The following is a 12,889-nucleotide window of genomic DNA, read 5'->3' on the forward strand; positions in this document are numbered from 1 at the left end:
CCCCCCCCCGGCCCGGCCGGCCCGCACTGACCCGACCGCCTCCCGCCCGGACGCCGTCGATGCGCCCGGCGGGCGTCCCCCGGGGGCGGTTCGTCGTTGGGCCGGGTGTGGGGATTTGGCGTCCCCCCGTCGTCGGGCCCGGCCGCACCGGATCGGCCCGTCCCCCGAGGCCGACCGGGCGGATCGCGGGCGGGGCGTCGGCCGGCACGACACCGGCGCCCGTCCGCGACCGGCGAGGCCGAAGGGGTACGTGTACCGGCGCGGCCGGGAACCGGCCGGTCTTGAACGAGCCCGCCGGGGAAGCCCGTGACGGTGATTGCCGTGGTGGCCGGGTACCGCACCTCCGGGAGATGTGTTCTTCGCTTCGTGGTCGAGCGCATGCGGCGCTCGATTTCGGTGCACTCGACCCGGAGTTGCGGCGGATCGCAGTCACCGGGAACGCACGGTGGCGGCCGGACCGCGCCACCGGCGAGGATGCCCGTCGTGACCACTGACGATGCCTTCGCGCCCATACGTTCGACGCATCCGACGCCCGTGGTGTTCGGCGCGGGCGCGGCCATCGGCGTCCTGGGCGGGATGATCGGGCTGGGCGGCGCGGAGTTCCGCCTTCCCCTGCTGATCGGCCTGTTCGGGTTCGCCGCGCTGTCGGCGGTGATCTTGAACAAGGCGATGAGCCTGGTCGTCGTCCTGGTGGCCCTGCCCTCCCGACTGGCGGCGGTGTCCGCCGCCGAAGTGGGGTCGCACTGGCCGGTCGCGGTCAACCTGCTGGGGGGAAGCCTGCTGGGCGCGTGGGTCGGGGCGTCCTGGGCGGTCCGCATGCGCAGCACCACCCTCTACAAGGTGCTCGCCGCCTTGATGGTGCTCATGGCAGCAGCCCTGCTGGTCACCCACGCCGACACCCTGGGAACGCCGGAGATGTCGCGATGGGCGCGGGTGCTCTGCGGCGTCGCGACCGGGTTCGGCATCGGGATCGTCGCGGCGATCATGGGCGTCGCCGGCGGGGAACTGCTGATCCCCACGATCGTGCTGCTGTTCGCCGTCGACATCAAAACCGCCGGCAGCCTGTCCCTGCTGGTCTCCCTGCCGACCATGCTGGTCGCCTTCGCCCGCTACAGCCGCGACGGAAGCTTCGCGGTGCTGCGCGCCAACCTCCGCTTCACCCTCGTCATGGCCGCGGGCTCGACCGTCGGGGCCCTGGGCGGCGGGCTCCTGCTCGGTGTGTTCCCAGACGTCGTCCTCATCCCCGCCCTGGCCGCGATCCTGCTGGTTTCCGCGGTCAAACTCGCCCGGCACGACTGAGCATCGACGCAACAAGCAGTTCGCATTCGACGGATCTTCCGCGTGCTTGCCGGCACCCCACGTGTTGATCCGCGCCGCATCGAATCGCCGGTCGGGTGCCGTCGGACATCTCGCGCAGGATGGCCGGGTGGCCGCGTGGCGGGCCGTGTCCTCGGTGAGGTGCAGGAGGATGCGGCGCAGGTCGACGTGGAGACCGTCGCGGACGGCTCCCCTGGCCCGGGTGTCCAAACTGTTCCCGGTGACCGTTTCAGGGCTGATTCCGGTCGGGCGGGTCGGGTGTGCGTGGGCCGCCCCGAGGCGGGGCGGCCCACGCCGGGCGTGGACGATCCGGGGCCCGGATCAGCTCTCGCAGGCGGTGCCGTCTCCGTCCTTGTCGAGGTGGGGGCCGTAGCCGGGGTCGCCCCGGTGGATCGGCGCGGCGCCTGCGGCCTTGACCTGCGCGCAGTTCCTGTAGCTGACGGCGGCCGGTCGCGACGTGGCCGGCGACGGTTTCGTCGTGGCCGGGACCGCGGGCTCGGTGGTTCGCGGCGATGTGCCGGTCGGCGCGGACGATTTGTCCTGGGGCGTGGGTGTGGTCGGCGGCGCGGAACCCGCGGGTGTCGTGGGCGTGGTGCTCACCACGGCGGCGGGCGCCGACGGCGTGTCCGCGTCCTTGTCGTCGGAGCCGCCGGAGGTGCCCGCGACGAGCAGGACCACGAACCACACGGCCGCGACCGCGCTGACGATGTGACGCCTGGTCGCCTGCCATATGCCGGCGCGGTAGAGGAGGAGGATGCCGACGGGCGCGAACACGACCAGGAGCAGGACGATCCAGCCCGTCCTGGTGTGCCAGGGCCGGCCGGCCGGTGTCGGTTGGGGCTGCGTTGTGTGCGTCATGCGTGCCACCCCCGGGACACGCCGCAGTACCGTCGATCGTTTTCGGGCACGACTGATTCGCCCATGTTCCCCCCTGGTTACGGCTGTGACCGTGTCGGCGTGCGTCACCGCGAAACGCCGCAGTGCGACGTATGGGCCCGCACCGGGTCACGCCGGATGATCATAATGATCCACACGAAGCCACCTCACACCCGGACGGCGTCGGAACGGCCGGCGAGCGGTGGCTGCCGTGAGGCGGCAATCGGCCGATAGTCGGCGTGCGATTTGGCCGGCGGGTCAGGGGAGATCGGGTTCGGGTTCGGGTTCGAGTTCGAGTTCCTCGAGGTGGGTGTACCGGCCGGGGAGGTGTAGCCATGGCGGGTGCGGAGGCGTCCGACCAGGGCCGGGGAGACACCGGCGGGTCGGGAACGGGTGTCTTGCCGTCGTCGTCCTCCCGTTTGCGCCCGTCAACGCGGCGGACGTCTCGGCGCCCGTGTGCTGCTCGGGGCTCGCGACGACGGTGCCGAACGAGTAACGGGTCTCGGAGGGCAGGGCACGCCGGCGCAGGACCGGTTCGAGCACGGCCAGGGCGCCGGAGAGGAACCAGGCCAGGTTTCCGTGGGTACGGGCGAGGAAGACGCCAGAACAGCAGGACCTGGATGGTGCCGGCGTCGTACCAGCGGCATACCGCTGCTCGCCGCCGGTTCACGGACGTTGTTCACCGCCTCTCCGATTCCTCGAACGCGAACCCTCGAAGAGTTCGGTGCGCCAGAGGAGGAAGGCGGCTTCGGTAACGGTGAGACCGGGGTCGTCGTGTGGAGGTGCGGATTCCCTGCGGGTTCACGGCGACCCCGGCTGTGTTTCGCACCTGCCCCAGAAACGGAGATTCATTTCCGGGAAAGAAGGCGTCGTACCCGGGGAACATTTCGATTTCGTCGACGAATTCCGAAACGGGCTGTGGTCCGACTCGGATTTCCCGAGTCGGACCACAGCCCGTTTCGCGTTGTGCCGCCAGCGGCGGCGTGGCTACCAGCGGTACCAACGGGCACGGCGGCCGCCGCTGCCGGCCGAGCGGAGCACGAACCCGAGCGCCCATACGACCAGGACAATCACGGCGATCCACCACAGGGCCTTCAACGCGAAACCGGCACCGAAAAGGATCAGGGCAAGAAGCAGGACTACCAGCAGGGGAATCATCGTTTTTACCTCCGACCCACGTGTGCCCCACTCGTTCGAGCGCATGCCTGAAACAAGGATTGTTTACCGGGGGCCTTCCCGGAGAGGAATCTGTGCCGTTCTCGCTGTCCCCGAAGCCGTTTCACCCGCGTTCCCCCGCAGCGCGACACAGCCGAGGCCGGTCCTCATCGGCGCCACCTCAGACCCCGTGATTCAACGGGCGCGATACGGGGCCCTGCTTCGCGGCCCTGGAGGAAGTGGCGACAGATGAGACCTTTACTGTGCCGAGACGGCATTCGCGAACATCACTCCGGCACGTCCCACACCTCGCGCAACGAACGCCGTGGCGTTTTTCGGGGGTTCGCGGGAGCCAACCGGTGGGAACGTAACTCCAGGCTTGGCCGCTCGGTCGGTCGGCTGAGGCGAGCGGGCGGTCAGGGCGTGGTGGGAGTCGTCGCGTCGAGGCCGCGGGTGGCGACGAGTTGTGCGCTGCCGTCCGCGAGCCGGTAGGACAGGCCCACCACGCCGAGGCGGCCGGCGGCCACCGCCTCGGCCAGGACGCGGGAGCGCTCCAGCAGGAGGTCCACGGTGTTCTCGATGTGCACGGCCAGGATCTCCTCGGCCCGCTCGCGTCCCGCGGCGCGGGCCGCCAGCACACTCGGGGTCACGCGTTCGACAACGTCTCGGACGAAACCGCCCGGTGTGCGCCCGTCCTCCAGGGCGGAGCGGGCCGCGGCGACGGCGCCGCACGAGTCGTGGCCCAGGACGACGACCAGCGGCGCGTCGAGGACGCTCACGCCGAATTCGATGGAGCCGAGGACCTCCGTACCGGCGACATGCCCGGCGGTACGAACCACGAAAAGATCCCCCAGCCCCCGGTCGAAGATGATCTCGGCGGCGAGCCGGGAGTCGGAGCATCCGAACACCACCGCGAAGGGGTTCTGGGCCGGTGCGGTCTCGGTGCGGCGTGCGGCGTCCTGGTTGGGGTGCTCGGGGGTGTCCGAGACGAAGCGCCGGTTACCGGCCATGAGCAGTTCGAAGGCGTCGTGAGGCGTCAGGGTGTGAATCTCCGTCATGGCGGCAGCCTACGAGGGGCGTTGCGGCGGTCGAGTGGGCCGAGTACGGCCGGCCACCGACGGGCGAACGGGATTTGCTTGCCAATATTTCTTTTTCTTTCGCTTCTGCTCGTTTTTTTCTCGTTCGGATGTTCGTATTGGGTCGTTCGAAGCAAACTGTGGGACGATATGCCATTTTTTTATTCTGATATTCTCTCTTTTCGGTGTTTGTGGGCCGGGTTCTCGTAGGTATCCCCCACTTGGTGGCGGCGACCGGCACCCGGGCCGGAGGAGGCCGCCGCCGAACGGATCACCATTCCGAACCCTGGAGGCAGCCGTGTCCGATCTCCCCATCGTGACCACTCAGGCGCTGGACGGCGTCGTGACGGCCGTCCACGGCGACCCGCCGGCGCTCGCGGCCGACATCCGCCGTCGAATCGCCGCGTCGCGCGAGGAAGGCGTCACCATGTCCGACGTCGAGATCAACCCCGAGTCCGCGGAGCACGGACCCTTCTCCCCGGGCGCGCTCGCCTCACTGTAGGAGGCAGCCCGTGCGTTTCCTCAACGTCGGCCACAACGCCGAAACCGTGGCCCGTTTCGCTCACGCCGTCAATGGCCGGCACGTCGCGGACGCGGCCGAGCTGGGCCCGGCCTACCGCAGGGCCCTGGCCGGGTTGCGCCCCTACGCGCCGCCCGGGAGCGGTGTCGACATCTCCCATGAAGACGGCAAATGGGCCGACCACTGCCGTTCCTCGGGCATCCTCGAGGATGTCTTCGCCGCCCCCCGGGCCACCGACGGTCCGACCCGCAAGATGTACGAAGCACATGTTCACGAGGCATTCGCGCACGTCCGCTCCCTCGACCCGAACCTGCACCGCATCATCGAGTTGCTCGTCACCGACATCGTGCTTCTCGACAGCGGGGTCGGCGGCGGCAGCGTCAACACGCTGCCCGGAGTGATCGTCATGAGCCCCGGCGAGGCATGGGACGTGCCCAGATACGCCGAGTGCCTCGTGCACGAGGCCATGCACACCGCGCTGTTCGTCACCGACACGGTCTACGGCCTCTTCTCCCTGACCTCGCGCGAGTTGGAGGACGAGAGGTACCACGCGCTGTCCGCGGTGAAGGTCGGCGAGATGCGTCCGCTCGATCGGGCCTTCCACGCCGCAGGAGTCGCGCTGCCGCTGATGTATCTGCAGCACCTGCGCGGCGTCACGCCCCTCGACTCGTACACCGAGTCCTTCCGGGAGGTGTGTCGGTCGCTGGGGCGTGTGCGCGAGCACTTCAGCGACTACGGAAGACTGCTGCTGGACGAGATGACCCGGTGGGCCGACGCCGAACCGCTCGACTTCGATCACCTCGCCCACGCCATCTCCTCGATGGAGTACGCCAACTATCGGCCGGTTGCCGCCTGACGGCGACCAGCACTCGGTGGCCGTACCGACGTCACGCGTCGGGACCGCCCGGCGGCACCGCCGGCCGGTCCCGACGGAGCACGAATCGCGAGCGACGCGGACGGCCCATCGTGCGGCAACGCCCGTGCGGCAACGTCTGCGAACCGACTCCGAACGGGTGGCGCGCAGGTCTGGAGGGTCTCCGCAGGCGGCGTCGGTGTGAGATCGCGCGTGGGTGGACGGCGGGGCGGGCGCGTTGCGCTCCGCCGGTGCGCCGGGTGCCCACCGGCGGGTGTCGGACCAGGGTTCGCCGAGGTGCGGCGGTGTCGGAGGCCGGGCCGGAGGCGTCCGGGTTCACCGGGCAGGGGGCTGGACGCTCGCGCGGAGCGGCCGAGTGATCACGTAGGTCCCGGTGTGGTGTACGCGTCCCCGGGTGCGGTGATGGGGTGTCGCGGAGTCGGGTGGACGCCGGCGCGGAGCCGAGTGACAAGGTCGCGGCGAGCCATTTCCTGAAGGAGGAGACGGATGCCCGCTGCATCGCACCGAAGTCGGTCGGACCTGACAGGTGTGGCGCGGTCGCCTCCGACGATTCACCGATGGTGTGACTACCGATTGCGCTCCTCCACCGAGGCCGCCGGGCGGTCCCGCGCCACACCTTGGTGGTCACCGGTCATCCGACCGTCGCCCGACGCGTCGGCGCAGCCGTTCGGGACGCGGCCGGCGCGCCCTTTGCCCGCATGCGGCGACCGTGTCCGCGTAGGCATGCGGGAAGTCGTGGCGGTCGAGGCGCAGTCGCACCAGGATCGGGCCCGCGTTGATCGCGTCGGTCGGGTCGGCGAGCCGGTCGAAGAGCGCGTCGAGTGCGCGGCCGTCGGAGATCGTGATGCCGGTGACGGGTGTCTTGTCGGTGTGGAAAACCTCGGCAAGGCGGTCGTAGTTCCATGGGTGCAGGACGTTGTAGCCGGCGGCGTCGCCGGGCGGGTAAGGCTTCTTGTAGTAGCACGGATCGATCAGCATCTGTTCGATGCCGTAGAAGTTCTCGTTGTCGAGGATGAAGACCACCGATCGCAATCCCAGGCGGGTGTGCGTGGAGATCTCCTGGCAGGTCTCCTGGAAGGCGCCGTCTCCGGCGAACACCATGGGTCGGGTGGGCTGTTCCTCTCCATGGCCCAGGACGGCGCCGACGGCTGCGCCGATCGTCCAGCCGATCGACAACCAGCTGTTCTGGGAGAGGTAGCGGCCTGCGGACAGACGCAGGTTGATCGAGGCCGCCTGTGCGAAGCCCGTGTCCACCAGGACCGTCCAGGTGTCGTCCGGCCGGGTCGTCAAAAAGCCGTTGACCCGCGCGAACAGGCCGTCATAGGTCAGGTCGCCGGGCGGCGTATCCCCACTGGTGACCGACGCCCGGAAGGCGGCGGTGTTCCCCGGCACCTCGAGCCCCGCCGCCCGGGCGTCGGCATAGTAGTCCGCTTCGAGCCCGCCGCGCCCGTACCTGGCCACCAGCGCGTCACGCAGCGCCGGAACGAGCAGGGCCAACCGCACGTCGGGGAAATACGTGGTGCCGACGCTGATGCCGCCGTGTGCCGCCACCGACCAGTCGGTGCCGACGGTGCGCTCCCCCGAGAGGTTGCCCGAGGTGGTCCAACTGCCCAGGCCGATGCGGCAGTCGGCCCATTCCTTGAAGATCCGGCGGACCGCGGGATCGGTGGCGTCGCCGTTGTACACCCCGACGAATCGGCGAAGGTTCTCCGAGACGACGGCCTTGGCGCCGATGGTCGTGCAGTACGGAATCCCGGTCTCCTCCAGCAACGAGATCAGCGAATCCCCGAGCCGGAAGCGGTCGATCTCCTCGCCCACCCACAGGATCGGGCGCGGGCGGTCGCCGACGCGGTTGCTCTCGATGAATTCGAGGATCGCCTCCACCGCGTCCTCGAGCATGGTCTCGCCGCCCGGCGTCAGGGGGCGTTCCCGGCGTTCGATCGTGCCGACGGGCTCTGCGCAGGGGGCGTCCCAGAGGTCTTCCAGGATCTCCAGGTAGACGGGGCGGCACTCGGACAGGCAGGCGGTCAGCGCGGTGTCGATCTGGAGGGGCGCCAGACCCGGGTTGGAGATCGCTTGCGTGTCGCAGGTGACCTGCCGGAACACGTCCAGGTTGCTCTCGGGGCGGCGGCCCATGTGTGCGGAGAGCAGGCCGACCGCGCGGTGGTTCTGCCACTGCTCGTATCTCGGCGAGGCGTTGATCGCGATCAGTGGCACGTATTCGACATCGCAGCCGCCGACGGCGTTCAGCAGGCCGAAGGCGCCGACGCTGTAGGTGACCGCCGCCGCCCCGATCCCGTGCACACGGGCGTAGGCGTCGGCCGCTTGACCGGCGCCACCCTCCGTGGGGGTGCCGACCCACGCCACGTGCCCCTCGGCCTCCATGGCGTCCAGAAACGGGCCCAGGTGGTCGCCCGGGACCCCGAACAGGTGGGTGATGCCCAGTTGGCGCAGCCGGTGGAGCAGGTAGCGGGCCACCGTCCAGGACGGCACGGCTGGGGTTTCGTGATGGCTCATTGGTGGTTCTCCTGATTCGTTGTCGCGGCGCCGGGGGTTCGACGGCCGCGTTCCCGAGGAGCGGGCAACACCCGGTTCCGCCCACACGGGCGACTGCCGGCCCCGTCAGCGCAGTCCCTGGGTCAGCGCGACGGAGTCGGGGACGACGACCTCCTCCGAGACGGTGAGGGGCATGCTCCCGAGGATCTGGTGCACGACGTAGTGGGCCGACATCACCGCACCTTCCTGCCAACCCGGCAGCGGGGAGATCTGGTCACCGGTGACGTGGAACGCGTCGCCGCCCTCTGGTTGGAGCAGCTGCTTGTACGCCTGCCGGTGGTCCTCCCAGTCCGGATGCCAGTCCGCCCAACCACCCAATTGATAGGGCACCTTGTGCCAGGCGATGGAGATGCCCTTGTCCTGCGGCACGAGGGTGGTGTCGGCGAATTCGGGATGCAGCCGCGCGGCGCCCTCGCGCGCCAGGGCGAGGCGTTCGTGCGGCGCCAGATCGCCGAGGCTTCGCGCGTCCTCCCCGTAGTTGTACGCGCCGGTGAGGGTTCCCTTGTCGGTGAAGTAGTCGTTGGACGGGTACCACAGCTGCGTGATGTTGTGGCCGATCCAGCTGATGCCACCGTAGATTCCCTCGCCGGCGTCTTTGCCGCCTTCGAGGTCCCCTTCCCAAAAGCGCCGGTTCGCCTGCCAGCCGACCTTGCAGGTCTTCTCGAACTCCACGGATTCCAGGGCACGTTCGAAGGCGTCGGAGAAGTTGCTGCGGGAGAGGTGCCTGAGTACGGGGATGGGGATGCTGCTGACGCAGTGTCGGGCGTCGACCCGAAACGTTTCGCCGTCCTTGACGTAGGTGACACCGACGCGGGAGCCGCCGGGAGCGATGCCGATGTCGGTGACCTCGGCACCCGGCACGATGGTGGCGCCGACCCGTTCCGCCTCGCGGGCCAGTGCCCGGACGATGTGGTCCATGCCGCCGACCGGCTGGAACATCGTCGCCTGCCACTCGTAGTCGACCGGCTGGTAGAAGCGGTTCCTCCAAAGCCGGAGTTCACCAGATCTTCGAAGGCCAGGGCCGGCGCGGGAACGGGGAAGTCCTCGACGACGGGGTCGTGGAGGTAGCCGCAACGGGTGGAGCCGGTGTACTTCCCATCGTCGTCGAGCGCCCCGAACACGCGCAACAGGTCGCGTAGTTCGTTGGTGAACGCGTCTCGCTCCACCAGGCTCCGGGCGAGTGTCGCGGCGATGTACCCGCGCGTGTCGTTGGCCACGCGACGATTGCGCCACACCGCGTCCCCGCGCGGCGGACGCACCAGACACGCCGTGCTCTCCATGACGTACGGCTCCAGTGCGACGCCGAAGTCGCGGCAGTATCGCAGCACCCGGCGGTGATGGTAGGGAATGCGGCCGGGACCCAGGTTGAGGTACATGTCGTCGTCGAAAGCACAGGTGTGGGTGAGTACGGGCCGCCCGGTCGCAGTGTCGATCTCGTGGAGTCGGTCGCCCTTGCGGACGGTACGGCTACGCCCTCCGATCCGATTCTGCGCCTCCAGGACGGTGACCTCGTGGCCGAGGGCGCCCAGTTCGTAGGCGGCGGTCAGCCCGGCGACGCCGGCGCCGAGGATCAGCACCTTCAGGCGCTCGATCGGCGCGACCTTCGTCGGCCGCCGGGGACCGACCCATCCGGCCGCCGCCGGTACGGACCGGCCGATCATGGCCGCGCGCAGCGCATGTACGTCCTCGCCGAGAGCGTCGGCGCGGGGCATCGGCTCGGGGGATGGCTCGTTGGACGTGGTCATCGGCATCTCTCTTTCCGACACGGAGTGCTCGGCACCACCGATGGTGAGGACAGCCCGGGACGACTTCGGATCGCAGGCCCGCGAGCGCCCGTGAACGTTCCGATCCTCCCGAGCCGCCGGCCCGCCTTCGTGCCACGCTAGGCGGCTCCATGTCCCGGGCGACCGGGGCCACGGTCCCGGAGGCGTCCCATCCCGTGGCCCGAGGCGGACCGGGGATCCCGCTTCAGTCCCCGGGTGCGGAGTTCGTGCCCTACCCGCGTCGTCTGCGGTGCTTGCGAGGACCGGGGCACGTGCACGGGCGGACGCGGTCGGCCGTGACGCCGCGCGGTGCCCGAGGTGCTCGCGCGGCTTGGCGCGCCCCCGATGCGATCGGGCGGCGGGGGTGGGGACAGCGCGGGTACCGGACATTGCCCGGTGGGTCGGTCAGGGCTCGACGACGGCGAAGTCGGGGTCGAGGGTGTCGAGCAGGGCGACGAGCCGGGCGAACACCTGCGGGTCGCCCTCGACCTCGACACCGTCGAAGCCCTTGCCCGCCAGCACGCCCAGCAGTTGGGCCTTGGTCAGGGTCAGGGACAGGCCCACCGGCGTGGCCGGGTGCTCACCGTTCTCGGAACTGCGGTACGTCAGTGCCCCGTTGGACAGCGTGATGCGCCAGGTGCGGTTCTCGTCGGTGACCGTCCAGTCCATGGTGAGCTTCTCGTCCCACGCGCGCGGCCCGTCGACGCGAATGGCGAGGGAGTCGATGAGCATGTCGACGGTCAGGGCCATCGCCATCTCGGGGTTGGTGGTCTCGATCGACGTGTGCGCGATGCGCCCGCGCAGTTCCTGGGCGCCCATCAGGTAGAAGTTGCGCCAGGTGCCGTTCTCCGCGCCGTGCCCGAGCCTTTCGTACACCGACGCGAGCGCCTCCTTGGCCGCGGAGTTCGACGGGTCGGCGAAGACCGCGTGCGCCAGCAGGGTGGCGGCGAAGCGCAGGTCGCCGGAGTCGGCGTACTCCCGGCCCTTGGCGGTCAGCGCGGCCACGCCGCCGTAGTCGGCGGCGAAGCGCTTGGCCTGCTCCACAGGCGGGTGCTCCCACAGGTGGGCGGGGTTGCCGTCGAACCAGCCCATGTAGCGCTGGTAGATCGCCTTCACGTTGTGGGAGAGCGACCCGTAGTAGCCCCGGTTGGCCCAGCGGTCGGCCACCGCCGGCGGCAACCGGATGTGCTCGGCGATCTCGATACCGGTCAGCCCCCGGTTGGTCATGCGCAGGGTCTGGTCGTGCATGTACGCCCACATGTCCCGCTGGCTCGCCAGGTGGTCGACGATGCGGTCCCGGCCCCAGGTCGGCCAGTGGTGCGACGCGAACGCCACGTCGGCCTCGTCCCCGAACAGCGCGATCGTCTCGTTCAGGTAGTGCGCCCAGATCCGCGTGTCGCGCACCACCGCGCCGCGCAACGTCAGGATGTTGTGCATGTTGTGGGTCGCGTTCTCCGCCATGCACAACGCCCGCCGGTCCGGGAAGAGGAAGTTCATCTCCGACGGCGCCTCGGTGTCCGGCGTCATCTGGAAGACGATCCGCACACCGTCGACCGTCTCCTGCTGACCCGTGTGCGTGATGTCCACCGTCGGCGGGATCAACGTGATCGTCCCCGTGGAGGTCGTCATGCCGAGCCCGCAGCCGATCTGCCCGGCGGGGCCCTTCTCCAGTTCGGCGCCGTACATGTAGACGGCGCGGCGGGTCATCGCGCTGCCCGCGTACACGTTCTCCGCCACCGCGTGCTCCAGGAACCCGGCGGGAGCCAGAATCGGCACCCGCGCGTGCCCGTGCGGCAACACCCCCCGCGCGCCCCCGAAGTGGTCGACGTGCGAATGCGTGTAGATCAGCCCCGTAACCGGCCGGTCGCCCCGATGCTCCCGGTACAGCGCCAGGGCGGCCGCCGCGGTCTCCGCGGAGATCAGCGGGTCGATCACGATCACACCCGCGTCGCCCTCGACCAGCGTCATGTTCGACAAGTCGAGGTTGCGGACCTGGTAGATGCCCTCCGTCACCTCGAACAGGCCCTGTTTGTTGCACAGCCGGCCCTGCCGCCACAGGCTCGGATGCGCGGTCTCCGGGCACTCCCCGTCCAGGAAGGCGTACGCGTCGCCGTCCCAGATCACCCGCCCGTCATCGGTACGCGCCACCGCCGGCGACAACGCGGCGACGAACCCGCGCTCGGCATCCTCGAAATCCGTCCGGTCGGAAAAGGCGAGATCAGTCATGGCAACTGCAATAACCAAAAAGGCATAGAACTATACAAAGTTGTCCTTCTGCGTCACGATCCGGCCGGGGCACCACACCCAACCGTCCGTCGCCCCCGGCGGCCCCTCACCACTCTCGCGGGCTGGACACGCTTTCCGTCGAGCGTGCGCCGGTGCCGCCCGACGGCGCGATCGGCCGTGTGTCGTCGAGCGATGCCGCGGGCTCGGCGGGCAGTGGCAGGTCGAGGTGGACGTTCTCCCCCGCGTTGCCATTGAGCGGGGCACGACGGCAGCGACCCGGGGACTCGGGGATTCACAAGCGCACGAGCGTTCGACGCGTTCACTCCTTCGGTCGGCTGTCGGCTTTTGCCGCGCCGTGTCGCGGCAAGAAGCCCGGGCACGAAGAGCGGCCGTGAGATCCGGACCATCGGTCCGAGGATGGCGGTCGCCGAGGGCGGCCGGGCCGGTGTGGTCGTACGCGGAGCGAGGGTTCCGCAATTCGTGGATCAACCACCGTGTCGCACAAGCGTGTTCGATTCGGCGGCCG

At 69.7% G+C, this 12,889-nt stretch carries 9 protein-coding genes and 2 pseudogenes; 3 read left to right on the forward strand and 8 right to left on the reverse strand.

Going from position 1 to position 12,889, the window contains the following annotated elements; genetic code table 11:
- Positions 1–483 precede the first annotated feature (483 nt).
- Positions 484–1,299 carry a sulfite exporter TauE/SafE family protein gene (locus tag B4N89_RS36090; protein WP_235619136.1) on the forward strand — a complete coding sequence of 272 codons (816 nt, stop codon included), beginning with the start codon at positions 484–486 and terminating at the stop codon, positions 1,297–1,299.
- A 94-nt stretch (positions 1,300–1,393) separates the two neighbouring features.
- On the opposite strand, the pseudogene B4N89_RS51945 reads toward B4N89_RS36090, so the two are convergent.
- From B4N89_RS51945 to B4N89_RS36110, 4 genes and pseudogenes are all read right to left on the reverse strand, one after another.
- Positions 1,394–1,548, reverse strand: a pseudogene (locus B4N89_RS51945) (DUF664 domain-containing protein); the annotation flags it as partial.
- Between the two features lie 90 nt (positions 1,549–1,638).
- Positions 1,639–2,175, reverse strand: coding sequence for an excalibur calcium-binding domain-containing protein (locus tag B4N89_RS36100; RefSeq protein ID WP_078980807.1), 537 nt, complete (start codon positions 2,173–2,175; stop codon positions 1,639–1,641).
- Positions 2,176–3,180: 1,005 nt separating this feature from the next.
- Positions 3,181–3,351: a DUF5670 family protein gene (locus B4N89_RS36105; protein WP_078980808.1), complete on the reverse strand. Its 171-nt coding sequence runs from the start codon at positions 3,349–3,351 to the stop codon at positions 3,181–3,183.
- A gap of 413 nt (positions 3,352–3,764) precedes the next feature.
- A complete protein-coding gene (locus tag B4N89_RS36110) occupies positions 3,765–4,406 on the reverse strand; it encodes a carbonic anhydrase (RefSeq protein ID WP_078980809.1) in 642 nt (213 codons plus the stop codon).
- A gap of 316 nt (positions 4,407–4,722) precedes the next feature.
- Here B4N89_RS36110 and B4N89_RS36115 point away from each other — a divergent pair, with 316 nt between their 5' ends.
- Together B4N89_RS36115 and B4N89_RS36120 are read left to right on the forward strand one after the other, a co-directional pair.
- Positions 4,723–4,926, forward strand: coding sequence for a hypothetical protein (locus tag B4N89_RS36115; RefSeq protein ID WP_078980810.1), 204 nt, complete (start codon positions 4,723–4,725; stop codon positions 4,924–4,926).
- A gap of 10 nt (positions 4,927–4,936) precedes the next feature.
- Positions 4,937–5,800: an aKG-HExxH-type peptide beta-hydroxylase gene (locus tag B4N89_RS36120; protein ID WP_078980811.1), complete on the forward strand. Its 864-nt coding sequence runs from the start codon at positions 4,937–4,939 to the stop codon at positions 5,798–5,800.
- Positions 5,801–6,442: 642 nt separating this feature from the next.
- Here the strand turns inward: B4N89_RS36120 and B4N89_RS36125 are convergent.
- From B4N89_RS36125 to B4N89_RS36135, 4 genes and pseudogenes are all read right to left on the reverse strand, one after another.
- Positions 6,443–8,335: a thiamine pyrophosphate-binding protein gene (locus tag B4N89_RS36125; RefSeq protein ID WP_078980812.1), complete on the reverse strand. Its 1,893-nt coding sequence runs from the start codon at positions 8,333–8,335 to the stop codon at positions 6,443–6,445.
- Between the two features lie 105 nt (positions 8,336–8,440).
- A complete protein-coding gene (locus B4N89_RS51950) occupies positions 8,441–9,313 on the reverse strand; it encodes a flavin monoamine oxidase family protein (protein ID WP_235619137.1) in 873 nt (290 codons plus the stop codon).
- 311 nt (positions 9,314–9,624) lie between these two features.
- Positions 9,625–10,527, reverse strand: a pseudogene (locus B4N89_RS53120) (FAD-dependent oxidoreductase); the annotation flags it as partial.
- A 15-nt stretch (positions 10,528–10,542) separates the two neighbouring features.
- On the reverse strand, positions 10,543–12,363 hold the full coding sequence (locus tag B4N89_RS36135; RefSeq protein WP_078980813.1) for an alkyl/aryl-sulfatase: 1,821 nt from the start codon (positions 12,361–12,363) through the stop codon (positions 10,543–10,545).
- Positions 12,364–12,889 lie beyond the last annotated feature (526 nt).

It is taken from the genome of Embleya scabrispora, from assembly GCF_002024165.1.
In the GTDB taxonomy this organism is placed as follows: Bacteria; Actinomycetota; Actinomycetes; order Streptomycetales; family Streptomycetaceae; genus Embleya; species Embleya scabrispora_A.

Excerpts from the sequence above, each read along its gene's own strand:
- B4N89_RS36110 (WP_078980809.1), bottom strand. The coding sequence starts at position 4,406 with ATGACGGAGATTCACACCCTGACGCCTCACGACGCCTTCGAACTGCTC.
- B4N89_RS36105 (WP_078980808.1), bottom strand. The coding sequence starts at position 3,351 with ATGATTCCCCTGCTGGTAGTCCTGCTTCTTGCCCTGATCCTTTTCGGT.
- B4N89_RS36135 (WP_078980813.1), bottom strand. The coding sequence starts at position 12,363 with ATGACTGATCTCGCCTTTTCCGACCGGACGGATTTCGAGGATGCCGAG.
- B4N89_RS51950 (WP_235619137.1), bottom strand. The coding sequence starts at position 9,313 with ATGTTCCAGCCGGTCGGCGGCATGGACCACATCGTCCGGGCACTGGCC.
- B4N89_RS36125 (WP_078980812.1), bottom strand. The coding sequence starts at position 8,335 with ATGAGCCATCACGAAACCCCAGCCGTGCCGTCCTGGACGGTGGCCCGC.
- B4N89_RS36100 (WP_078980807.1), bottom strand. The coding sequence starts at position 2,175 with ATGACGCACACAACGCAGCCCCAACCGACACCGGCCGGCCGGCCCTGG.